Annotated in this window: 23 protein-coding genes; all 23 read right to left on the bottom strand. The window is 35.9% G+C overall.

What is annotated here, in order from left to right; genetic code table 11:
• Positions 1-49: 49 nt before the first annotated feature.
• The 23 genes from IGJ55_RS06380 to IGJ55_RS06270 all read right to left on the bottom strand — a co-directional run bounded on the left by IGJ55_RS06380 (position 50) and on the right by IGJ55_RS06270 (position 24,983).
• On the bottom strand, positions 50-1,240 hold the full coding sequence (locus tag IGJ55_RS06380; RefSeq protein WP_429950817.1) for a pyridoxal phosphate-dependent aminotransferase: 1,191 nt from the start codon (positions 1,238-1,240) through the stop codon (positions 50-52).
• A 103-nt stretch (positions 1,241-1,343) separates the two neighbouring features.
• Positions 1,344-1,850 carry a DUF5590 domain-containing protein gene (locus tag IGJ55_RS06375; RefSeq protein WP_069638636.1) on the bottom strand — a complete coding sequence of 169 codons (507 nt, stop codon included), beginning with the start codon at positions 1,848-1,850 and terminating at the stop codon, positions 1,344-1,346.
• A 76-nt stretch (positions 1,851-1,926) separates the two neighbouring features.
• Positions 1,927-4,695 carry a helicase C-terminal domain-containing protein gene (locus IGJ55_RS06370; protein WP_430607769.1) on the bottom strand — a complete coding sequence of 923 codons (2,769 nt, stop codon included), beginning with the start codon at positions 4,693-4,695 and terminating at the stop codon, positions 1,927-1,929.
• 240 nt (positions 4,696-4,935) lie between these two features.
• Entirely contained in the window at positions 4,936-5,112 is a 177-nt protein-coding gene (locus tag IGJ55_RS06365) for a hypothetical protein (RefSeq protein ID WP_429950985.1), read from the bottom strand.
• Between the two features lie 212 nt (positions 5,113-5,324).
• The gene (locus IGJ55_RS06360) at positions 5,325-6,035 is read right to left on the bottom strand and encodes an SDR family NAD(P)-dependent oxidoreductase (protein ID WP_204638587.1); all 711 of its coding nucleotides are present in this window, start codon (positions 6,033-6,035) and stop codon (positions 5,325-5,327) included.
• 127 nt (positions 6,036-6,162) lie between these two features.
• Positions 6,163-6,876, bottom strand: a complete 714-nt coding sequence (locus IGJ55_RS06355) for a YcjF family protein (RefSeq protein ID WP_069638639.1) — start codon at positions 6,874-6,876, stop codon at positions 6,163-6,165.
• An 855-nt stretch (positions 6,877-7,731) separates the two neighbouring features.
• Positions 7,732-9,279, bottom strand: a complete 1,548-nt coding sequence (locus IGJ55_RS06350) for a hypothetical protein (RefSeq protein WP_430607767.1) — start codon at positions 9,277-9,279, stop codon at positions 7,732-7,734.
• A 323-nt stretch (positions 9,280-9,602) separates the two neighbouring features.
• Positions 9,603-10,478, bottom strand: a complete 876-nt coding sequence (locus IGJ55_RS06345) for an IS3 family transposase (protein WP_430608100.1) — start codon at positions 10,476-10,478, stop codon at positions 9,603-9,605.
• A complete protein-coding gene (locus tag IGJ55_RS06340; RefSeq protein WP_430606831.1) occupies positions 10,448-11,023 on the bottom strand; it encodes a transposase in 576 nt (191 codons plus the stop codon). The genes IGJ55_RS06345 and IGJ55_RS06340 overlap by 31 nt, the downstream gene beginning before the upstream one ends.
• Before the next feature lie 87 nt (positions 11,024-11,110).
• Entirely contained in the window at positions 11,111-12,553 is a 1,443-nt protein-coding gene (locus IGJ55_RS06335) for an APC family permease (protein WP_429950812.1), read from the bottom strand.
• A 279-nt stretch (positions 12,554-12,832) separates the two neighbouring features.
• The gene (locus tag IGJ55_RS06330; RefSeq protein ID WP_429950810.1) at positions 12,833-13,645 is read right to left on the bottom strand and encodes an ABC transporter permease; all 813 of its coding nucleotides are present in this window, start codon (positions 13,643-13,645) and stop codon (positions 12,833-12,835) included.
• 1 nt (position 13,646) lies between these two features.
• A complete protein-coding gene (locus IGJ55_RS06325; protein ID WP_069638644.1) occupies positions 13,647-14,561 on the bottom strand; it encodes an ABC transporter ATP-binding protein in 915 nt (304 codons plus the stop codon).
• A gap of 3 nt (positions 14,562-14,564) precedes the next feature.
• Positions 14,565-15,296, bottom strand: coding sequence for a hypothetical protein (locus tag IGJ55_RS06320; RefSeq protein ID WP_429950808.1), 732 nt, complete (start codon positions 15,294-15,296; stop codon positions 14,565-14,567).
• The gene (locus IGJ55_RS06315; protein ID WP_239574073.1) at positions 15,297-15,668 is read right to left on the bottom strand and encodes a hypothetical protein; all 372 of its coding nucleotides are present in this window, start codon (positions 15,666-15,668) and stop codon (positions 15,297-15,299) included. It abuts the gene before it with no gap.
• Positions 15,669-15,994: 326 nt separating this feature from the next.
• Positions 15,995-16,693: an ATP-binding cassette domain-containing protein gene (locus IGJ55_RS06310; protein ID WP_069638647.1), complete on the bottom strand. Its 699-nt coding sequence runs from the start codon at positions 16,691-16,693 to the stop codon at positions 15,995-15,997.
• A complete protein-coding gene (locus IGJ55_RS06305; RefSeq protein ID WP_429950806.1) occupies positions 16,690-17,058 on the bottom strand; it encodes a GntR family transcriptional regulator in 369 nt (122 codons plus the stop codon). The genes IGJ55_RS06310 and IGJ55_RS06305 overlap by 4 nt, the downstream gene beginning before the upstream one ends.
• Before the next feature lie 261 nt (positions 17,059-17,319).
• Positions 17,320-18,366 (bottom strand): lysylphosphatidylglycerol synthase transmembrane domain-containing protein, encoded by a 1,047-nt coding sequence (locus IGJ55_RS06300; protein WP_069638649.1) that lies wholly within the window; start codon positions 18,364-18,366, stop codon positions 17,320-17,322.
• 12 nt (positions 18,367-18,378) lie between these two features.
• Positions 18,379-18,675, bottom strand: a complete 297-nt coding sequence (locus IGJ55_RS06295) for a DUF1294 domain-containing protein (protein WP_069638650.1) — start codon at positions 18,673-18,675, stop codon at positions 18,379-18,381.
• A 76-nt stretch (positions 18,676-18,751) separates the two neighbouring features.
• Positions 18,752-19,663, bottom strand: coding sequence for a diacylglycerol/lipid kinase family protein (locus IGJ55_RS06290; RefSeq protein WP_069638651.1), 912 nt, complete (start codon positions 19,661-19,663; stop codon positions 18,752-18,754).
• A gap of 196 nt (positions 19,664-19,859) precedes the next feature.
• The gene (gene pepT, locus IGJ55_RS06285) at positions 19,860-21,089 is read right to left on the bottom strand and encodes a peptidase T (protein ID WP_207120783.1); all 1,230 of its coding nucleotides are present in this window, start codon (positions 21,087-21,089) and stop codon (positions 19,860-19,862) included.
• A gap of 22 nt (positions 21,090-21,111) precedes the next feature.
• A complete protein-coding gene (locus IGJ55_RS06280) occupies positions 21,112-22,230 on the bottom strand; it encodes a Nif3-like dinuclear metal center hexameric protein (protein ID WP_429950800.1) in 1,119 nt (372 codons plus the stop codon).
• Positions 22,220-22,930 (bottom strand): tRNA (adenine(22)-N(1))-methyltransferase, encoded by a 711-nt coding sequence (locus tag IGJ55_RS06275; protein ID WP_429950797.1) that lies wholly within the window; start codon positions 22,928-22,930, stop codon positions 22,220-22,222. The genes IGJ55_RS06280 and IGJ55_RS06275 overlap by 11 nt, the downstream gene beginning before the upstream one ends.
• A 148-nt stretch (positions 22,931-23,078) precedes the next feature.
• Positions 23,079-24,983, bottom strand: coding sequence for an endonuclease MutS2 (locus IGJ55_RS06270; RefSeq protein ID WP_430607765.1), 1,905 nt, complete (start codon positions 24,981-24,983; stop codon positions 23,079-23,081).
• Between the last annotated feature and the right edge of the window lie 165 nt (positions 24,984-25,148).

Genomic DNA, 25,148 nt, shown 5'->3' with positions numbered 1-25,148 from the left:
GATCGTCTCTCCATCCATTTAGTTTTTACCTATCCCGAATTAAGTCGTTTTATTTTGTTGATTTCTTTTCTATAAAAGCATTAATACGTTTAACAGCTTCTTTTAATGTCTCTAAATCAGTTGCATAACTAATCCGAACATTTTCAGGAGCACCAAAACCCGCACCTGTAACAAGCGCAACTTGAGCCTCTGCTAATAGATCATCGACCCATTTAGTGACATCCGTATAGCCGCACACCGTTAAGGTTTCTTTGATATTTGGAAATAGATAAAACGCACCATGCGGTTTTTCCATTTTAAATCCAGGTAACGCAGCAAACAATGGGTAAATCTCATTCAGACGTGCTTCAAAAGCTTGTCTCATGGTTTCCACGGTATCTTGCTTACCAATCAGTGCTTCAATCGCTGCATATTGACTAACGGCAGTTGGATTGCTTGTTGATTGCGAAGCGATATCATTCATTGCTGAAATAATGGTTGCATCCCCAACCGCGTAGCCAATCCGCCAACCTGTCATCGCATAGCTTTTAGAGACGCCATTGATAATGATCGTCTGTTTTTGAATTGCTTCAGATAAAGTTGCTATTGGGGTGAAAGTGGCTCCATTATAAACTAGTCTGCCATAGATATCATCTGATACGATCAAGATATCATTCAATACAGCCCACTCACCAATTTTACGTAGCTCAGCTTCAGAGTAAATCATTCCAGTTGGATTAGAAGGAGAATTTAAAATCAGTAATTTTGTCTTATTCGTTCTAGCTGCTTCTAGCTGTTCTACGGTTACTTTAAATTCTTTTTCTTGCGCACAGGAGATAAATACGGGAACTCCTTCTGCTAATTTAACTTGTTCACCATAACTTACCCAATATGGAACGGGAATGATCACTTCGTCATTTGGATTCAATACTGCTTGAAATAAAAGATATAATGCAAATTTAGCACCATCTGTGACAATGACATTATTTGCTTCATAACTCAGTTGATAGTAGGTTTCAATGTGCTTGACCACCGCTTCTCGTAATTCCTTGATACCTGCAGAAGGTGTATAGTAACTGGCTTTTCCGCTTTCAATTGCGCAAATAGCTGCTTGTTGAATATTTTTTGGTGTCGTAAAATCTGGTTCGCCAACAGTTAAACTTAGAACATCTTTACCTGCCGCCTTTAATGCATTAGCTTTGGCTGCTGCGGCTAGCGTAACAGAGGGTTCTAATTTCTGTGCACGTTTTGATATGTCCATATGATCGCTCCATTCATTTTTTATCAGAACCTTGGACGAAGTCTCTACTGTCGTCGTCAATCTCTTCTTGTTTCATTTAAAATAACTCAATCAAATTGTCTCGTCAGACATTTTTAATAACCATAATTTCTTCCGCTTTTTCGAATGATAATAAATAATAACTTAGTAATCCATCATCGTTTTTTGTCACGACTTCCCATGTTGGTTTATCATTATACATGCCTAAACTGACTTTTTGGATACTCTTTTCTTTATAGTCAGTCTCAATGATCTGACGGACTTGCTGTTCGTCTACTCCATCTTTTTGATTCAGTACCGTGATCTTCTCACCTGCTTTGGGTATGATCACTGCAATGGCTTCTCCTTTATCGTCTTTCCCAGTAACACTAAAATAAGTCTCTTTTCTGGTAAACCAATAAAAGTTATCGACTGATTCCAAATGGGCAGATTCTTTTGCAATTTTGGTTGCTTCTCGCTTCGCTTGTGTTCTTGGATGTGTGGAGCGAACATAAAAAATAGCCATCGTCACAATAATCACTAATAAAACTGCGACTATGCTCAAAAGAATCTTGTTTTTTCTTGCTTCATTTCGTTCTTCTTGTTCCTGCAATCGACTCGCCCTTTCCAAACTTACTGGCTACCATTATAGCAGAAAATCAGTACGATTTAATAGATAGCAGCTAAATTTATTTATTTAAGAATTCTTTTAGTTCTGATACTATTTCAGCTAGTGTTTCTTCTTTCATCGGTAGATTCTTTGGTAGAGCTTTTAACATGCGTTTTCCGTATTTAGCCGTTACCAAACGACGATCCAAAACAATCAACGCTCCTTTATCACTATCTGAACGTATCAAGCGTCCTAATGCTTGCCGTAAGCGCAGTGCGGCTTTGGGCAAACTTTCATGCGTAAAGGCTTGAATTCCTTTTTCTTCAAGATAATCATAGCGCGCTTTCACAAAAGGTCGCTTTGGATTTTCAAAAGGCAGACGTGTCACAATCAGAATCGACAATGCCTCTCCTGGCAAATCCACCCCTTCCCAGAAACTATCAGCACCTAGTAAGATACTATTTTTCGACTGTGAAAACCGCTTTAAAATTTTCTCGCGGCTACCACTGATTCCTTGCGCTAAAAGTTCTCTACCTGCATTTAAAAATTGCGGATGTAACCGATAATACACACTACTCAAAATTTCATGTGATGTGAATAATACCAACATAGAACGATCTTGCTGTTGGGCTAGCTCTTGAATCACTGAAGCAATGTATGCCGCAAACTCGGTTCCATTGGCCTGGCTGATTGCAATTGCTTCTTTTGGGATATACAAACGAGCATTTGCTTCATAATCATAAGGATCAGGGAGTGTTTTAAACAAAACATTGGTTAAGCCTAATTTATTAGGGAGATATTTTTTATCATTACCAAATTTTAACGTTCCCCCAGTATACAAAATTCGTTGATATCGATCATACCAAGTTGTTTCTGGTAAAATGCTGGCTTCCAGATCATTGATTGCAAACATGCCATAGCCTTGAGGCGTCACACTATATTCTTTGATCCAACGTGGCTGCCATTCATTGACATACAGATCAAAACTTTCGAATAAAAATTCGATCCGTTCAAAAAATTGTAGCAAACTAACAAAGATAATCCGTTGAGAAGCTGTGTACTTTTCAAGTTGCTCAATAATTGAGCGTCGCAATCTATATTGAATTTCCTGCATTTCAGTTAAAAGAATTTCGATTTTTTGGATTGAAAGTTCCCCATCCAACGATAATTGATCAAATATAGCCTTAGTTAACAAATTAGACACAAGAGCTTGCTGATCATTTTTCGGAAATAGTTGATTTATTTCATAAAATAAATCACTAAATTCTTCCACTAAATCACTCAACGCTTTAGCGTAGATACGGAGCAGTCGCTGTTCTTGACTTTCATTTTCAAAAATTTGGTTTACTTGGTCAATTAATTGGTCTTCTTCTAAATAGATAGCTGCCTGCTTTTTAAACGAAATAAAATTAAATTGACGATTCGCAATTTTCCCAGCAATATCAGGCAAGTGATGAGCTTCATCAAGAATTAGATAAGAGCTTTTTGGCAGTATCGGGACTTCTCTTAAGGTTTCTTGCGCTAAAAAGGCATGATTAACGATCAACACATTGCTTTGTTTGACCTTTTTGTAAAGAAAGCGCACAAAATCTTCTTGATACAACGGATCTTGATCTGATAAAAAATCAACACCACGATGCGCAACATCTCTCCAAAAAGCATGATTCAGATTGATCAACTGCAATTCATCTAAGTCCCCTGTTTGTGTTTCCAATAACCAAACCAAGACACCCATTTGATACAAGGCATATTGTTTTTGCTGCACCGGTTTTTTTAATGTGGCTTTAAACCGTTGCAGATCGAGATAATGTCGATGGCTTTTGATGATTGTAGCTTGCAACGGTTTGGGACAAATTTGATTTGCTAACGGAATGTCTTTTTCGATTAATTGATTTTGCAAGACGATTGAGACGGTACTAATAATCACTGGATCCTCAGGTGTTGCTAGATAACTTAGCGGAAATAGATACCCCAACGTTTTTCCTGTGCCAGTTGCAGCTTCAATAAATAAATTCTTATTTTCCTCGTTGGTAAAGTGTTCATAAACTAAATTCATCATTCGGCTTTGCTCTGCTCGATAGCCAATTAGATTTGCAAAAAGTTTTTCTTTAGCCTTTTTCTTTTGTGGGAAGATTGGGTTTCCATATAATTTTTCTTCAAATAATGGAACGGTTTTATTTCTCAAAGCAATTCCTGAAACAACGTGCTGTTGTTTTGAAAGCGGCTGAATATCTTTTTTCATTTCACGATATATTTGGTGAATATAAGCACTAGTATCCATCCCTGTTTGCTGACTCAATGACGCAATAGCTTCCATCGTGATCAAAGGCAATTGACGCATTTTACGTTCGATCAATAATAACAGTTCTGCCGTCACTTGGGCATCACTATCTGCTTGGTGCGGATTATCATGGATCAAGCCTAAACGTTCAGATAAGTCCCCCAAGCGAAAACTCTTTTCTGTCGGTAAAAAGATTTGAGCTAATTCAACTGTATCAATCCCTGGAATTTTTAATTTGGGCGTACCGCATCTGGTTAGCTCCTGTGCTAGAAAAGGATAATCAAAATAAATATTGTGTGCAACAAAAACAGTATCCGCTAATAAATTGTAGATCGTTAACGCAACATCTTCAAAATATGGTGCTTTTTGCACACGTGCATTACTAATACCTGTAAGTTGCTGAATTTGCTTGGAAATGGCCTGATTGGGATTGATATCTGTAGCAAAACGGGAAACGATAACTCCTTCTTGAATCAATACACAGCCGAATTGAATGATCCGATCGACCTTTGGATCGGTACCGGTTGTTTCTATATCAACTACCGCATAGGTCTGTTTGCTTTTCACTGGCTTTTCCCGCCTTTCCTCTATCCTTGAAAATTATACTACAAAATCAAAGTTTTTTTTAGTCTTAGTTTGAATCCTTTTGTTGCAAAGAGATTTTAGTCGTTGATTGAGTAAGTTACGGTTTAGTTATTCTTCAAATATGGCTTTTTTCTATTCAATAAAAGCAGATGACTGGAACGACTTAAACAATTTTTTTAGAATCAAAAAAACTGAGACATGACTCGTAGAGTTATGCTTCAGTCACTTGAAATTTGAATAGCTAGTATAAGCCAAGGCAAAACATTCATGTGTTCCTTCTTCTCCTTGAGACGTTAAAATCATTGGACCTTCTTTTGTAATCACTATGCCATACTCATATTGACAGCTCAAACTACCATCACGTGTTTTAGCACTCCAACCATTTGACTGCAATTCCATTCTCCTAGAACCACTGTTCGCCAAAGTAAGCATCAATTCTTAAAATTAAAATAACTCACTAGCAAATTGCCAACATCAATAATGATTAGAAGAAAGAGAACTGGAAAAAATGGTGCAAAACGTGTTTTTTTAGCATAACATTACTGATACCCATAATGATTTTTGCATCGATGGACAATACTAAAAAACTCGTAGCTTTTTTAAATTCATCTTTATCTCAAATAACCGCCATTGTTTAAATCAAAGGTAGCGCCCGTAAAATGGCTACTCTCATCTGATAAAAGAAAATGTACCGTGTTAGCAACGTCTTTAGCCGTTATCGGCTCTTTGATCAAGTGATGTGCCTGATACTCTTCTTTTCGCCATTCTGGAATTTTTTCCATCATTTTTGTTTCGATCATCGTTGGTGCAATAGCATTAACCAAAACAGTGGGAGAAAAACGTAACGCCAGACTTTTAGTGAGTCCGATAATTGCAGCTTTTGACAGTCCATATAGGGCATCTGAGCTTCCTTCTTGCCCTGAAATAGAAGAAATATTGATGATTTTTCCCTTACGATTATTTGCTTGTAAATGTTGAATGAAGAACTTTGAACAAATCGTGGGACCTTTGATATTGACATTCAATAGAGTATCCATCATTTCCTCATCATACTCGAGAAGACTTAGCGCATTATAAATCCCTGCGTTATTCACCAATGCTACGATAGACTCATCCTCTTTTAACTGCGTAAAAAAACTTTGTACTTCGTTATAATTGCTAATATCAAGAATTTTAGTTTCAATATCAGGCAAATGGTCAAGTGACTTTAATGAATCCGCATTAATATCTATTGCAATAATACCAAACCCTTCCTTTGCGCTTCTTTCGCAAATAGCCGTTCCGAGCCCTCCACCAGCACCCGTTACAATTATCTTTTTCAATTTTATTTCCCTCCCTTTATACGTGTTTACCTTATCTCTTACTGGATACCTTTACAAGCTTCTTTTCAATAAACTAAATCAGTATTGGACTAGATTATTTTACTCAACCATCACTTATGTCCACATTCTATTTTGACTTTTTACTAGAATTTTGCACAGCATTAAATAACGTTTTAAATTGTCCTTTAAAGGTCATTGTTTGTTCGAAGATATCCTCTCCGTCGTTCAACATTTTCACAGTCACCCATCCCAATGTTTCTGTGATTGTACTTGCAACCGTAGCGTTGATTGCAGCGCCTGCGACCGTACCTACTGCGGGAATAAGCTTTATTATATTGCCAACTGCACTTTTGCCCAAACCTACGACTACGATTTCTTTTCCTAAACTTTTGCCCATACTTTCAGACCAAGATTGTCCAAATATTTTATGCAAACGAGCCATCATTGTTAATTGGATAGGAACAAGCAACAATGCATCAGAAAAGGGAATCGGTGAACACCCCACGATTGCAGCTGTTAAAGAGGCTGCATGGATTGTTTTGTGACATTTTTTACGTGTATCATCATCCACTCCTTCTAAAAATTCATCAAAAATGCGATCAAATTGGCTTGTACTTTTTGACACTATATTTTCAGCACGTTTTTTTGATTTCCCATAACTATTTAAAATAATTGATGCTGTTTTTTGAGGGAATTTTTTTATTACTTCAGAAAAAAAAGAGTCAAATTCTTTTTCATCTGCATCTACAGATTTCTGTTCTTTTTCAGAAAGACGTTTTGCCGCTTTTTTTAAGTCTGAATTTTTGTCATCAGTTGTTTTTTTCTTAAAGATTTTCTTCATCCCAATTACCTCCGTTATGATGGTTTATCCTTTTTTTTATATACTAATCATACATTAGAAATCTTATTTTACCAAAGCTCAGCACTTTTGATTCGATAGTTTGCTCGTTATAAAAAAAGGGAAAGATAAACACAGCGACATCGCTACGATCACAACGGTTCAATCTATTTATTTTATATATTTCTTTCATGTAACTCTTTACTATAATATAATCATGTGTACACTAATTTAGCAGATTACTCATTAAAAATAGTAGCTTAAATAGCGCACAGATGATAAATTATCGAGTAAATTACCCGTTAAAATAAGTTCCCCTCCCCACTGTCATATTCTGTGATGGAGATACATCAGAAAGAGTGTTATTATTCAAGACAAAATGATTTATTACAATCAATTTAGATAATGGCGTTATATTCCTTATTTAGTTATAAGAAATATTTCTCTTCTATCCATTTTTTAATTGGAGTATAATCACCCATGGATACAACACTTAGTATTAATAGGTCTTTAAACTTAGGAAAATAGTCTAACCCACTTAAATTTTCCAGTGGAGTTCTATCTGTTACACCGTTTTCTCCTACCGAGTTACCTAAACTTTCAGTCACGGATTGATCAAAAAAGCGAATCATTACTAACAAAATTCATTTTATAACGTACCAACTTTTTATGTCGATTCTCCTTATCATCAGGTTCAGATACCATGCCGGTCGCTTGAAAAAAATGTATTTATACCACTTAACAGCACCTATAATCAATCTTCCAAGCCCGCCAATTTGATCTAATTTCATTAAATAGTTTCTACAAAAAAATAGATAAAGTAGAAACTTAACCTGTTCCTACTTCATCTATTTAAACTTATTTTTCAACTGGCACCATGCTTAGATTTTGCATGTACTGATCCATTAAAATATACCCTTCTAAACGCCGTAGTAAATCAACGGAACAACGAACTTTCTTACCGAATAGAGAACGGCTATAAGCAATTTCTCGCATTTCCTGTAAAAATTCATCTAAAGACGAAATTAATCCACCACAACTTAAACGTCCACAAATCATGACATCTTCTTTGCGTTGTCTTAGAACTTGCCCCCACGAATAATTTAAATATTCTGCTTGATTGATTTGTGCAAGTAAGTCTGAGCGTAAAATACTTTTCTTCTGAGCGGCATTTTTCTTTGTTCCTAAACGCATTCGCTTATTCATAAAACACAAGTAAATTTCATCTTCTAAATTCTCCATTTCACTTTTGGAAAAATTAGGAATTTTTGCTGGTGCTATTAGCCCTTTACTTGCTTTTAGTTGTTTCGAAAAACGCGGCCAATTACTTGGTGTTGCTTTTTGCGTCTTTTTCTTTTTAAAAACGAGCAAACTAAGATCTAACGGTTGATTTTTCACAACGTTTGCCGCAGAGGTCTTTGCTTCCGCTGATTGGATTACTTGTTCTTTTTCTAGCTGTTCACGTTTCAACTTGATTGAATGACGTCCTTTTTTCATAGGAGAAGCTTGTTTGGTCTGTTTCTCATTTTCTGGTTCTTTGATTGGAAAAACTGTAGGATCTTCTTCGGCTTGGAAATCTTCTTGAACTGGTTTTTTCGCCAATTCGTTCTCCAACTTTTTTTCCGGTTCTTCTCCTACTACTTCCTTTGGCTCACCTGTTGTTTCTGTCACTGGTGTAATTGTAACAGATGTTTCATGAGTGTCTTTATCAACCAATTGCGCAGCTACATCTATCACTTCATCGACATCGGCTGTCACAACTTTAGCATCTTCCGTTTTACTTTCTTCAATTACTAACGGTTGTGCCCGTTTAAGATGGATCGTTTGAATACTTCGAGAGATGATGGGATCACTTTTACTTGCATGCAATTCGATTTTCCCCTGATTGATTGTATCAGTTAAATCAGTGATCATTTTGCGTAGACGGAAAATCTCATTTGAAGTCTCAAGCATTTGCTTCATCATACCTTGCACTTCTCCAGAATTTATCCCAGTTTCTCCTTTATAAATCAGAGAACGTTCTTGTTTTTCTAAGCTAATCTCTTCGAACCATTTTTTCAAGTTCATACGAAGTTCTCTTCGTGTTGGTTCAAAACTTCCCATATGCAAGGTATAGTACATCATTTCAGTTTCAACATACATATAGATTTTTTTAACGACTAACTCTTCAAATTCTTCTGTTTCGTCCCAGCTATCGCAAATTGCGTCAAAAAAAGCTTCACCTTCGGCTAAATTTTGATAGTCTTTCGCTAGGTTTAACTTTCGAACTAAATAAAATGAGTAGGGCGTATCTACATTATCGGCATAAATTTCACGACCTAAATAATTTGGATCAACTTCTTTACAAAGATAGGTTGTTTTTTCTTCTTTTTCTGTTTGACGTTGTCGCTTACTAATCGTTCTCACTTCCTCATATTTTTTCCTTTATAAATCGTATCATTTTTTTAGAAAAAAGAACAGACTTCCCTTCTATTATACCGATAAAAAGGGAAAAATGTTCTCATTTTTTTCTAAAAATGCGTAATTAAAAGAAAAACAGGATATTTAAATTCGAATTTAAACACCTTAATATAATTTTAGCAAATGATTTATTTAGCGATTTTAGTCTTTTTTCTCGTAAAACGAATTGATTATTTGTCGCACTAAAAAAAGAGAGAAGAAACTGTAGTGACCCCAAAAAGTTAGACTTTTTTCGGAGTAGAGAAATCTACTCCGTTTTTTATTCGTTATTAAGCTGCTTTACTTTCGGCTATTCGAAACTGTACAGGACTTTTCCAGTTCAGTTTCTTTTTCATTCGTTCGTTGTTGTAATAATAGATATAGTTATCAATTGCCATTTTTAGTTCTTCAAAACCAGAATAGGTTTTCCCGTGATAAATTTCTTGTTTTAAAAGACTAAAGAAGTTCTCCATGATTGAGTTATCTAGACAATTGCCTTTTCGAGACATACTTTGAAAAATGTTCTGTTTCTTCAGTTTATAGCTGTAAGCTTTCATTTGATACGCCCAACCTTGATCTGAGTGAAAGGTGCGACGATAAGGACAATCATTCGTCAGTCTGATTGCTTCTTCTAATCCTTCCATTATTGCCAGTGCATTTGGTTTTTCTGAGATACGATAAGAAAGAATTTCACTATTATACATATCCATAAAAGGATCTAAGTATAACTTTTTTTGACGAATGATTCCTTTGGGATCACAATCAAAATACTTTAATTCTGTTGTATCTGTCGTTATTTTTTGATGACAAACACTCGTGTAAAAGCGACGTTGGATTCGGTTCTTGGCAATCGTTCCAACTTTTCCACGATACGAGCTATAGCGACGGGATTTCCGTGTATAAGAGCGGACTTCAATCCTTAGCTTTCGAATTAAGCGTTGAACTTTCTTTTTATTCACGTGGAATCCTCGGCTCCTTAGTTCGTTCGTCATTCGTAAACAGCCGTAATCTTTATGCTTTTGACGAATATGAAGCATCTCTGTTTCAATTTCCTGATTTGGATTTTTTCGGTCAAATCGTTTTTGCCAATACATAAAGGTTGATTTAGAAAAATTCAATGCTTCAAGAAGCTCAACTAATTTGAACTGTCCTCGGAGGCTTGCGATGATTCGCGCGATTGATTCACTCGTCGTTGTTGAGCTTCCTGTTTTCGCAGCTTCCTCAGTTCTTTTAAAAAGGCATTTTCAATTTGAAGAGTACGAACCTGCTTTTCTAATTCTTTGATGCGATTCTGTTCTTCTAGCGTTTCTTTCATTAAATGCTTCTTTGTCTGTTCTTCTTTTTTTGGCACGGTAGATAGACGCCCTTTCTCTTTTGAGAGCCCATCGATTCCTTCTTTTCGGAATTTTCGCATCCAGTTGGCAATAAGAGTTGGATTATTCATTTCAAGAATATTGGCAACTTCACGATAGGAGAGCTCACTTGTTTGATATAACTCTATCGCATTTAGCTTGAATTGAACAGAATAATTCTGATTTTGACGTTTTCGTAAAAGACCTTCTTCACCAAATTCTTGATAAGCATTGATCCACCTATGGACTTGTTCCGCCGCTTTAACCCCATGCTTATTTGCTAAAGCTTGTATTCCTCCTTTCCCTACCAGATATTCTTGAACAATTTTTAGTTTAAGTTCAAAGCTATATTTAGACATAAAAATACCGACCTCCAAAAAATTAGATTTTTGGTCTAACTTTTTGGGGTCGGTTCAAACTCCTATCGAGTCTTTTCTCTCTTTAAACTAGTTGATTTGAGCTTTCTTTTTATCACGACGAGCTAAAGCTGGCAGGATCATTCCTAATAAAATCAACACAACAGGTGTTATCACATTAGACGCTAATTGAAAGAACCACGCTTTAGGATCAGCCGCAAAATCAATTTTTGGTACCATACCTAAAATACAAGCAAACGCTGTAAATAAGAAACACCATAACCCAAAACCAAAGGCAATTTTCGGATTTTTAATAAACTTATATTCTGATGTGTAGTTTTTATATGCCTTATTCAACATCATATAAGCAAAGAATACCCATAAATAACGCATTGGCATCACAACAGAGTTTAAGTTCGTTAACCATTTGACTAACTCTTTAATATTATCAATCCCAAACATCGGCAAGACGATAATGATACTAACTAAAATACCCGTCAGTAAATATCCGTTTACCAATGTCCCTTTTTTGCTTCTCTTACGTAAAGAAGCTGGTACGAAGTCAGGATCTGCATCTGCTAAAAGAATTTGTAAAGGTGCATCGATTGAGAATGCTAAAGCAGAAATTTGACCAATACCATTGGTAATGGCGTAAATGATCATCAATAAATTCCCCACACCATAATATTCTCCCAATAATTGAAACGCTGTATAAGCACCGTTAGCCATTAAATCTTCTGGGATATTATTACTTGCAAACAACATGCCCATCGCAAACGAACCTAAAACAGCGGACACTCCAACCATGGCAGCTAGAAAAATCATTCCTTTAGGAAATTCTTTCGCTGGATTTCTCATGGAATTGACATAAGGTGAAATTTTTTCAGCTCCGCCAACCGCAAATACCAGCATGGAAACCGTGGTAAAATAACTAAAATCGAATTTTGGAATATACGTGCTGATCTTGTTCATATGAGGTGTTGCAAATTCAACAGTAGAATTCATCATTGGTGCTCCGACTGCTAGCAAAATAAACAGCATAGACATGACGAAAATCGCGGTTCCCGCCATCCCGCCAATTACTTTTAGTGTCATCAACCCTTTTGTCGATAGGAGTAAGAACACTAGAAAAATAGCTAATGAAATCAAGGTAATCCCCACAACAGAAAAATTATTGACAATATTACCATTTCCTTGGATCGCCCAACCAAATGCAATCAGAACTAATTGAGGTTTCTGTGCCAAATAGGGGATATGCACCACCCAATACGTCCACGCAGCATAATAGGCTAATCGTTTTGTACTTGTATTTTGAACCCAAGAACTAACTCCGCCGCTGCTATCTTTAAACGTTGAGCCCAGTTGACCTACGATCAATGCATAGGGAATAAAATATAAGACCAAAATCAAGACCCAAGATGTCACAACAGAAATCCCTTGTTGTGCATAGTTATTCACGACATTCCCTAAGCCCCAAACCATGTTGAAAGCGATCAGACCAACAGTGAACCATCTTAATTGCTTTTGTTCCATTAAACCACTCCTTATCATAATTAAGTATAAAATTTCTTTCTAATCATAATCATTTTTAAGGGTTTAAACAAGCATTCACATGTATAAATATCGATTTTATCAGTAATTTATTAGATAAAAAAAGAAACTTTCTATTTTCTCTAATAAAAAAATTTACACTCTTCAAAAAAAAAGAACTAAAACCTTGATTACACAAAGTTTCAGCCATTTTTTCACGATCTAATGAATAACCATATTCTCATTTAACATGAGAATATGGTTATTCAACGGGATAAACAATTAATTTAACGAAACATCTCTTTTCTTGAACAGCTGCTGCATTGCTAAATAAATAAGTACACTATACACGCAAATTCCGCCAGCCATCTGCCAAAAATTCAAGTATGCCGGAGAATTGATTTCCGATCCCATTTTTTCCATAATTGTGTTCTTGATACTGAGCATATTGAAGGGATTCCATCTCAGCCACTGGTATTTTGCCATAACAACATTTAAAAAAGAATTGATGATGCTACTGCCAAATAGAACACCTAACCCCACACCTACTGCTAAACTTTGAGAACGAATCGCCGCTGATATAAATAAAGTAATTGTAACATACAAAAGAATAAGCAAGAGATTTGCCCCTGCATAAGCACCTGCAACAGTCAACGCATTCCAACCATGATATCCCTTAACAACAGTAAAAGGAGACTGACTATTTAACAACAGGTTAGCGGATACTAAACTGGTCATATACAAAATCACAGTTCCGATCAGCGCATAAATCAAACAGACAACAAATTTTGAAAAAAGAATTTGACTTCTCGTGAAAGGACGGATTAGTAAAAATTTAATCGTCCCCCGACTAAATTCTTCCGCAACGATTGATGCGGCAACAACAACAATAAATAAATTCAGAAATGACGTCATTTCAGTCAAACTTGCAAATAAATCGTTGGCTTTCATCATCACTTCGCCACTTTCAGATTTCGCCGTTGTTCTCACTAAGAATGTGAGCGCAAACGTCATAGCAACTAATAGCAGCCACATGATCCAGGCTGATTTTTTTTTGATCAATTTTGTCCATTCATTTTTTATCAAGATGCTCATGTCATAATCCTCCATCTTCTGTCCAGCGTAAAAAGTTCTCTTCTAGAGAATCTACATGGACTTTTAACTCTTTGATGCCAATACCAGCGTCAACTAATTGTTTGACAAGCGTTGTTCTAGTATCTTCGTTCAATTCGATTTTAAGATAGCTACCTGCTACAGTTACATTATAATGGTCTGCTAGTAAGATCGTCTGTGCTTGCTCTTGTTTATCTGTCTCCAATAAGACAATGAGCTTACTTTCTTCTTCTGGATTGTCCATTGGCCCCACGTATGTGATTTCACCTTTTTGTACAATTACTAAATTATCGCATAATAACTCCATATCACTTAATTGATGACTTGAAATCAGAACGCCTACACCATGGTTTTTCAGATTTTGAATCATCTCACGAAACTCACGCATTCCCTTTGGGTCCAATCCATTCATCGGCTCATCCAAAAGCAGCAAATCCGGCTGATGTAATATAGCTTGTGCTACACCTAATCTTTGACGCATTCCTAAAGAATAGGTTTTCACCTTTTGATCTATATTGTTTTCCAAATGAACACTCCGAATCACCTGATTTAACTTGTCATCTGTGATTGTTTTTGGCGCCATCCTCGCATATTGTTTTAAATTCTCCATCCCTGTCATGTAATTATAAAACTCTGGATTTTCAACAATTGCCCCAACATGTGTCATCGCTTCTTTAAAGTTCGTTGATAAAACTTGACTATCAATCCTAATTGACCCTTCATCATGACTCATCAATCCGACCAACATACGAATAATAGTGGTTTTACCAGCGCCGTTAGGTCCTAACAAGCCAGTGACTTTTCCACGTTCAACTGTAAATGAAGCATCATTGATAATCATTTTTTTCCCTACGCGTTTTGAAATATTTTTCACTTCTAATACTTGTTGTTTTTCCATCATTTACCTTCTTTCCGCTTCAATATATTTTTTTAAGATAAAAATACTAAGCACAATACATATACCGACGAACACAAAATCAAACACTAAATCATCAAGATACAACGGAATATATCCTAACGTGATTTTAAACTGATGGCTCTTGATAAAGGCTAACTTCCTATAGCCGCTCAATAGTTGCTCACTAACCGTCATCTCTCCCCCTATCAACAGGACAAAGAGAACATACTTCGATCCTTTTTGTAATTTGTTTGGCGCATTCATACTGATCCCACTACTTAATAAATAAACCAGCTGAATATAAACCGATGCAGATAAGAAAAAATAACTAACAATTAAAAGGTGTTTCCAATACTCTTGAAAATGCGACATTTGTACTTGGTGATCTAAAAGAAACACCAAGCCAACTAAGCAGCAATAATAGCTAAACAGAAAAATCGTACTTGTAAGCCAGCTAAATAGGATATTACTGAAATAAAATTTGGTTTCACTAATGGGCAGTAAACGATACTGACTATTTTTCCAACTCTTGATTTGCCTATACATTTCCCAAATAAACTGTGCAAAAAAGAAGAAAAAAACGGCCACTAAAACAACTTGAGAGATGCCTTGTATATGGATTTGCTTGATTCCTAGTTTGTAAATCATATACCCACTTAAAAATAAGAAACCAGCCATACTAAAAAACCAAAATTGACGACTTTCTTTACTATATTCCTTCCACAACTGATACATTTAGCGATCACCTGCTTCCATATATCGATCGATCACCCAAATACTAAGGTTAAAGTAAATACACGCTGAAATCAGCTGAACAATCACTTTAGAATAGACATTATCTTTTAATCCGAAGTAATGCAACATGTTTCCTTCTAATAGATCAAACCCAAAACTTAAAAGCCACTCGAATAAAATCCAAAACACAATAAATAGGACAATTTCCAAAATCCACCGATATCTTTTTTGAACAAAATACTTAGCTGTTGATGATAGATAAACGAGAAATTGAACAATTAAAAACAACACGAAAATATCAATAGCAGCAACGATTATACCACTCCACGTGATCCCAATTTGAAACGGGATGTTTATAATTGTATAGTTCATAATCACACTTACCAAAAACGTTCCTATAAAAAAAACAATTCCGACGATCCCACTAAATAATAAATTGCAACGATACAACTTCCTGGTACTAATAGGTAGTAACCGAAAATCCGATGTTCGAAAAAACTGATAGATACGGTTTGATTCCAACACAAAAAATAGAATAAAATAAAGGATAATTGAAAATAGAAAGAGTGCGAAACTTAAATCAACGGACTGCTGTCTACCACTATAAACATTGGCCAAACCCATTAAAAAACTAATGAATAAAGACACTCCGTAAGCTAAGAACAGTGTCTTTGAATAAAATAATCGAAATAAATGGGTCATATTTCGTACACCTCACGATATAATGCTTCTAAATCCTTATGTTTGACTTCTTTCATCGTTTCTAAGGATTCATGAAGAATGATTTTGCCATCGCGCAAAAACAGGACTTCATCAATAATATTTTCGATTTCTCTTAACTGATGCGTGGTAATAATGATCGAACTGTCTTCTTCAAACCACTGCAATAAAGATTGAATAATTTTTTCTCTTGATAACAGATCAACACCACTTAACGGTTCATCCAGTAAATATAACTTTGCTCTTCTTGCTAAGGTCATACTTAAAGCAAACTTTTCCGCATTCCCTTTTGACAAATTGCCGATTTTTTCTGATTCACTTAGGTTCATAAAGCGCAATAATTCATAGGCTCTTCGCTTATCAAAGTCTGTATAAAAACGATCATAAAATGAAATAATTTCTTCTAACCGCTGATTAGGTTGATAATTATTTTTATCTTCTAAATAAGCCACAAAAGATTTTGTTTTTGTTCCAACAACACAGCCATCAATCAAAATCTGACCTTTCCAATTCAATGCTAAACCTGCTAGTAATCGCATGATTGTGGTTTTTCCAGAACCATTTTCACCAATCAAGGCGATAATTTTCCCTGATTGAATAGAAAAATCCAATGCATTAAAAATTTGCTTCATTCCTTTACGATAACTTAATTGCTCTACTTTCACTAAATCATTCATAAATCGTTCTCCCTTTCGACATACTCCTGTAGTAGATCTTTCGCTTGTTCTTGTGTCCAACCAAATTTTTTCATCTCAGCAAAAAAAGTTTCAATCACTTGTCCTACTGCCTGATCTTGTAAATGGCTGATTTTTTCAGTATCTTTTGTTACAAAACGCCCCAATCCGCGTTTAGAAAATAAAATACCCTCACGCTCTAATTCTTGTAAAGCTCGCTGGACAGTATTTGGATTTGTTGCTAATGCAACAGCTAGTTCTCTGACAGCTTTCACTTTTGCTCCAGGCTCTAATTTTCCTGAAATAATTTGCTGCGTGATAAAGTCCATTATCTGTAAATAAATCGGTCGGTCTGTAAGAAAATCCATGACTTTACCTCCAATTCCCTTCACTCTCCACTAGTGTTCTAGTTAGATAGTACACCAATACTTAAAAAAAAACAATCTTTTTTTTGATACGTAGAAAAAGATTGAGTAAAACCAACTGCTCTAATATTTATCTAAAGAACGCTATAACTTTTCTGATCCACAAAAAAAGGCACTAGACATTGCTTTAAAGCTCTTGTCCAATACCTTTTTCTCTTAGAGTAAACTCAAATTCATAGAACAGTCTAAATTTTGTCAAATTTGCTATTCTTCTAATGTTTTTTGTTTTTCCTCCCTAACTGCATGAAGGTCTGATTTTATATCTTTTCTTTTTTGAATCACGACGAAAACAAAACCAATCAGAAAAGGTAAGACAAAACTCCCAAAACGATACAAAAGTAAAGATGAGACTGCATCAACCGTTCCAACTAAAGGTTTGAATAACAAGAGATAGACAAATTCAAATGGTCCAATACCAGCAGGCGTTGGAAATACGCCCGATAAAATAACTGCAAAACTGGTAAAAGAGACGACTAATAGAAAATCGATCGTTGGATGATTCTCAACTAATACGACATAAGGAATCACATACCAAAAAATAAGCTTTGCAACATTCCAGCTAAAAATCCGAAGCATAGCAGAACGATCTTTCGTAATTGTCTGAACTGTTTCTCTCAAAGAGTAGATTTGCAGATTGCATTTGTCTACCCAATCGCGTAGTTTTTTTCGTTTAAAGTATTTGTTTGTCCATTTGATTAGAAAAACTTGGAGATTAATGCTGCTTGAAAGAACAAGCAATGAAAAAATGATGACAAAGGTCAAGACGACACCTATTAAAATAAAAGGGATCATTTTAGGTGCACGCTCATAAAATAAGGAAAACTGGAAAATCAAGCCAAGGACTGATAAGAAAATCACAGCAACCTTATACATAATCATATGCAAAGCGGTCACACCAACGCCTTGAGAAACAGCCAAGCCTTTTTTCTTATAGAAATAAATTTCTGAAAGAAGCGTTCCTGTTCCAAAGGAGATCACACGATAAAATGCAACATAACAAGATGTAAAAAAGCCATCTTTTGTTGTAAAATCCTTCTGAAAATAAGACGCGATTTCTTTGATCGAGCGGCCTTCGACAATTTGGTAGATGACGCCTAATAAAATGACTAAACCGACAACGATCCAGCTTGTTTTCATTAATTGAGCAAATATATCACTGAGGGAATTATCCATCACATAAATGATCACGCCGATCATAATCGCCAACAAGCCAATATTCAAGAAAATTTTTGCTTTAGAATTACTTTTCATGGTTTCTCCCCACTAAAAATGTATTCGCGGTTCTCTTTTATAACTAAAATAAATAATTGCAATAGTCACAAGTGTACCAAAAATAAAGATAAAATAAAAGCGAAATTTTCTCGTTTTATGATGAAAGAGCTGTTGCGCCAGCAAGCCACCAATTCCTCCTCCAATCAGTCCTATAAAAAGAAGATCGAATTCAGGTATACGCCATTTTTTTTGTTTCGCTCTTTGTTTATCAAAATACATTGCAAAAAATTCAAACCCATTTACGATGACTAAATAGATCCATGGTAAATGCTTCAACAACCCACTCATCCTTTTTCCTCCTGAATTAAACTCCTTATAGGATACCTTGAAAGAGTATGCAATGTAAAGTTAATTCAACAAAAAATCAATTGTTTTTAGAAGCTGGCACAAACACAGTCAACCCCTGTTTAATCATTTTCATCTGAATAGGTAAATTCTCACTAGGATCTCCATCTACACGTGTACCGACTTTCTTTTCAGAAATGCTTTTAATTGATATCTCTGATGCAGTTATATACTTTAACCCAGGAATTTCATAGATTTTACCTAAAATGATTTTTGGTAAATAAAAAGCCAACTTAAAAAAATTCAATTTGGGTAAAATTGTTAAATGAAACAAACCATCATCAGGCGATGCAGAAGCATCAAAATTTGTGTACCCTCCAACTGAATTGGTCATCGTGACGGTAACCAACTGCGTTTTCCCCTGCCACTGTTCGTTTTCCGTTTTGATATCTAAACGATAACGCTTCTTTTTGGCCAATAATTTAAAAAAATTCTTTACAAAAATAAGTTTGCCATATTTTTGTTTCTCTTTCTGACTGATGCGGGCAGCAGTATCAGCTAAAAGTCCGATTGTCATTGTACTAATAATGACTTTTTGGTTGATCATACCATAGTCGATTTTTCTAGTTGCCCCCTCTAAAATAACAGCAGCCGCCTCTTCAAATTTTACTGGTATTCCTAAAACCCTAGCCATATTATTCACTGTGCCACCAGGTAGTAACCCAACTTTTAGATGGGGTAATTCGTCTTTAAAATCTGCCACATTGTGATTGATTGTCCCATCGCCGCCGATGAATACCAATGTATCAATATTTTCAGACTTCGCTTTTTCAACTGTTTTGCGACTGTCACAATCCGGCCCCACTTGTTCTAATAGAAAATGAGTCTCCGCATGTCCATGATTTTTCGCATAATCGACAAACTGATTCGCTAATTCTTTCCCTTTATCTTTACCAGATGTTTCATTAAAAAGAATCATTACATTTTCCATCTAAGTTCCTCCTTATATAAATGGTAACAATGTTTCACTTTGTATTTCTCAACATCATTTTATTCACTATGCTGTATTTCAAAGCAAAAGTGAACTGGACTCGTTCAACCTCGACAGAAAAACAGGAAGTAAGTCACTACCTGTAACTTTACTCCCTCTTTTCAATTTTTACTATTATTATCACTAGTTACACTTTTTACTTAGCATTAGATTCTGCAATTTTAACGATGACATCCGTCGCTTTTTCCATCGCTTGTAATGAAACAAACTCAAAACGCCCATGCATATTTTCACCACCAGCAAAAATATTCGGTGTTGGAATCCCTAAATACGAAATCTTTGAGCCATCTGTTCCACCACGAACAGGTTCGATCAACGGTTCAATATTGAGTTCGATCATAGCATTTTTAGCTAATTCAATAATACTCATATCTTTTTCAATTACTTCGCCCATATTGTAATATTGATCAAAAAGATCGATTTGAACACGTTCTTGACCGAATGGTTGGTTGATGATCTCTTGAATTTTAAGAATCAAGGCTTTGCGTGCTTCAAATTTTTCACGATCATGATCACGAATAATGTATGTCATTTGTGCTTCTTCCGGAGTACCGCTCATTTGCGCTAAATGAAAGAATCCTTCATAGCCATCTGTTTTTTCTGGCACTTCATTTTGCGGTAATTGGTTATGGAAATCAATCGCTAATTGTAAGGCATTGATCATCGTATCTTTCGCCGTTCCAGGATGGACATTTTTTCCTTGGATCGTTACCTCTGCTTGCGCTGCGTTGAAGGTTTCATATTGTAATTCGCCCACTGGACCGCCATCCATCGTATAAGCAAAATCAACGTTAAATTGTTCTACGTCGAATTTATCCGCCCCAACACCAATTTCTTCGTCAGGACCAAATGCGACACGTATCGTCCCATGTTTGATAGATGGATTGTTGATCAAAATTTCCATTGCAGTCATGATTTCAGCGATCCCTGATTTATCATCAGCTCCTAGGAGCGTTGTACCATCTGTTGTAATCAAGGTTTGATTCGTATAATTTTTTAGATTAGGAAAGTCGGTAGTATTTAATGTAAATTTCCCTTCGCTATCTAGTTTGATCGTTGATTCACCGTCATAATTTTCAATAATTTGCGGATTGACATTAACAGCATTGAAATCAGCCGTATCCATATGAGCGATAAATCCGATTGAACGAACTTCTTTGTCTACATTACTGGGTAAAGTAGCGATCACAAAACCATTTTTTTCATTATATAAAACATCGCTCATCCCGATCTCTTCCAATTCTTTTTTCAACGTTTGTGCAAAAGCGACTTGCGTTTGCGTTGACGGGGTTGTTTGACTTTTTGGATTAGAACGTGTTTCTGTTTTTACATAGCGTAAAAAACGCGGTAATAAATTCTCATACATGAGTAGATTCCTTCTTTCCACATTATCTAAATTTAAACGGATTCGTATTGACCTCTGATTCGATAAAGGTTACATCCCAATTATAATCTTTTTTCCACTGATTGAATAGTTCGACCAACTTTGGTTTACATAATTGTTCGATATAATGTCCAGGATCGATCACAGATAAGCCTTCTGTCAACATATCATGTCCCGTATGATAATAGACATCGCCTGTGATATAAACATCTGCTTGTTTTTTGATGGCATCGCGGAAAAATTTTTCACCACTGCCCCCGCAAATTGCAACACGCTGAATCATTTTTGTCTCGTCTTTTGCTACAATTCGTAATCCCTCTAAGTCAAAAACTTCTTTGATCGTAGAGACAAACTCCTTTAATGGAACTGCCTTTTTTAATTGTCCCACTCGTCCTAAACCGTACTCTTTGGTAATATTTTCTATTTGATACACATCATAGGCTGGTTCTTCATAAGGATGTGCGGCTAACATGGCTTTGATGACCTGTGTTTCGATTGTTTCTGGAAAGATCACTTCAATTTTTGCTTCTTGTACAGCCTCTTCTTGACCGATCGTACCAAGTGTTGGATTAGCGCCCATAACCGGTGTAAATCTGCCTGTTCCGATCAATGAATAGCTTGTATTTGTATAATCCCCTTGAAGTCCGGCCCCTGCTTGACCTAATACTTTGCGCATCTTCGCTGCATCATCTATAGGAACAAAAACAGCTAATTTTTTATAGCCAACAGTATGGGTTTTAGTTAAATAGGTCGTATCTTCAATCCCTAAAAGTTCACAAAACCAATCATTTAATCCATTGTCAATAATATCCATATTGGTATGTGCTGCAAAAACAGCAATATCATGCTTTAGTAAATCCGCATACATTTTCGTTTGTAAATCATCTGTATCTAAGCGTCTCACTGGTCTAAAGATAGGTGGATGTTTTGCAATGATCAAGTCAACTTGCTTTTCGATAGCTTCTGCAACGACTTCTGGACGAACATCCAATGTTACTAAAACTCGATTTAGTTTTTTATTCAATGTACCGATGTGTAACCCTACAGGATCTCCTGCTTCAGCGAGCCACTGGGGACAATACGCTTCAAACCGTTCAATAAATACATTGCCATCAAGACTCATTTGATAAAACCTCCTTGATCTCAGTGATTTCTTTTTCTATTTGTTGGATTCTAGCTTGCTGATCACCAGAAGCTTTGGCTAGTTGCGCTAAAATAGTTTCACGTTGTTTTACTTCACCTTGCCATTTTCTTTGAAAAATAGAAGACCGTTTTTTTAGTAAAATGGGCCCGAAAAGGCGCTCTTTTTCAGAATAAGCAACTCTCACTTCTTGTCTACAAGCTACGATGATTTCATAGATTTTATTATTTTCTTCCAGAATATCTTCATCGATGATTGTATAGCCATGGACTGTCAACCAATCACGTAATGGCTTCTCCCCAATATTTGGTTGTAAAACTAGGCGCTCATTGCCTTGCAACCGTTGATTCTTCCAACCTGCTTCTAAAATGTCACGAATCAACACACCACCCATGCCGCAAATCGTGACAGCCGTGATTTTATCTGTCTCTTCAACAGCATCTATACCATCTGCTAAGCGAACAGTGATTTGATCATTCAGACCATTTTTTTTCACTTGTTTTTTGGCTGCTTCAAAAGGACCCTTAACAACTTCCCCAGCTACCGCAAAATTAATTTTTTTTTGTAAAACTAATGCAACAGGTAAATACGCATGATCCGATCCAATATCTGCTAAACGGCTTTGTTCAGGGACTAATTCCCCCACGCGTGCCAAACGTTTTGATAATTGATTTTCATTCATTCGTCAAATTCCTCCGTCGCTATTATACCATTGTAAAATGAGGTTGAAAACTTTGAAAGCAGGTATTTTCGCTTTTATCAAAAGATGGAACGCTACTGTACTAAAATAGCTCCTACTCTGCTAGCCTCCCTTTATCAATAAGAAAAACTTATTCTTCCTTTTTTCCTTGTCTTTCCAGCATTTCTTTTCTTAATTGTTTATGCGCTTTTTTTGATCCTCGTTCTAAGTATCTGATTTTTTTGCGATCATGAAAGTCTTCAAACAACGTTTCCAGATCATAATTTGGCGGATAAAGATCTTTGGCACTTTGCTCTAGTTTTAGCTGACGTTTATGGACTCTGATTTTTTTATCTTCTGTAAAAATAACTATCTCATCGCTCATCTCACTTGTTTCGTAGACTAAAGCACTTTTCTTCCTCTCTGTCCAAAACACACAATCACCTTTTTCATATGTGGGAAATTTCGTTCGCTCTTTTGGTCTTCTGATTTTGTGATGGAACGGCTCTTTTTTTGTTGAATAATTGCGGTCATGTAAATAATTTTGTGCTTGTTTGACCACTTGTTTGTCTAAATTCATTTTATTCGCGATCCAAAAGGCATTACTTTCTCCTATTTGGCCTAAAATCAGTTGATATTTTGGTGTTAAATTTTCCGAATCGAATGCCATTGCAGCTGTTAGAAAGTCTTCATGTTGCTCGGAAAAGCGTTTGATTTCTCCATAATGAGTGGTTGTAATAATGATACTCCCTTTTTTATAGAAAGCTTCCATAATTGCGATTGCTAAGGCAGCTCCTTCATTTGGCTCTGTTCCACTCCCAATTTCGTCTAATAAAATCAAGCTATTTTGCTTTGCTTTCGCCAAGATTACAGAAATATTGTGCATATGGCCTGAGAATGTACTAAGTGCATTTTCAATACTCTGCTGATCCCCAATATCGACAAAAATTTGATCAAAAATCGCAATATTCGTTCCTGGTTCTGCAATAATTTGGACACCAATCATCGTTTGCAATGAGATCAAACCAATCGTTTTCAATACAACTGTTTTTCCGCCAGCGTTAGGTCCAGTAATTGTTAAACCGCGGTATTCTTTCCCTAGCGAAACATTCAGAGGGACTGCTGCTTCACCTAATAAAGTGTGTTTTACATTGACAAATTCGATAATTCCGTCTTGATTGACAGTAGGTTCGATACCATTTATTTCTCGACTGTATTTGGCTCTTGCAAAAATCATATCATATTGCGCAACGACTTCTAGATTTGACTGGATCGACGACATTTTTTCTGCAATCAACCCTGTGAGTCCAAATAAAATTTGATAGACTTCTGTTGCTTCCTCCATTTTCAACTGATACAATTTGTCGTTTAGCTTGGCTACTGATAAAGGTTCAATAAAGACTGTTGTACCTTTTGCTGAAGTATCTACCACATTCCCTGATATTTGGTTTTTATAACTTGCTTTGATTGGTACTGTGTACCGTTCATTTTTCCTTACAATCATTGCTTCTTGAATTTTTGGTTTATTTTGACTATTTCGAAGAAAGGCATGTAACTTTGACTCAATTTCCTTTTCACACTCCTGAATCGCTCTACGAATTTTACGCAGCGTACGACTCGCATCATTTTCCACTTGATTATTGCGGATAACCTGATAAATTTGATTTTCTATATCCGAAAATAACTGCAACGAACCGCTATATCTAGCTAAAAGCGGCGCAATAAATTGATTTTTTTGCATAAACGCTTGAATTAATCGACTGCTTCTAAGAAAGTCAGCGTAATTGACTAACTCGTTTGGCTCTAATATAAATCCTTTTTCGACTTGATTCGTCAAGTGTTCAATATTATTTAACCCCATAAATGGAACATGTAAATTCGCCATAAGCAACGCTTTCGCTTCAGCTGTTTCCTGCAGACGCTTTTTTACAACCTCTATGCGAGTGCTAGGTTGTAGCGCGCAGATTCGTTTTTTGCCATAGTAACTGATGGCATAAGTGATTAGCTTTTCTTTGATTTGATTAAATTGTGTTTTTGTATAAGTTTCTTGATTCACGTGTATCTCTCCTTCTTTAATTGAAAGATACCCATCTTTTTGAATAAGACAAAGATTTTACTTGTTCACTGCATTGCTTTTATTAATTTAAAAAAATAAAAAAAGAGACGAAGTGTGCCCTTCATCCCTCAATAATCAATCAATAAAAGATAGCTATATTACAGT

This window comes from Enterococcus sp. AZ170 (assembly GCF_050545135.1).
GTDB lineage: Bacteria > Bacillota > Bacilli > Lactobacillales > Enterococcaceae > Enterococcus_L > Enterococcus_L ureilyticus.
The sequence above is the reverse complement of the archived record's forward strand: the minus strand, read 5'-3'. Positions and strand labels throughout refer to the sequence as shown.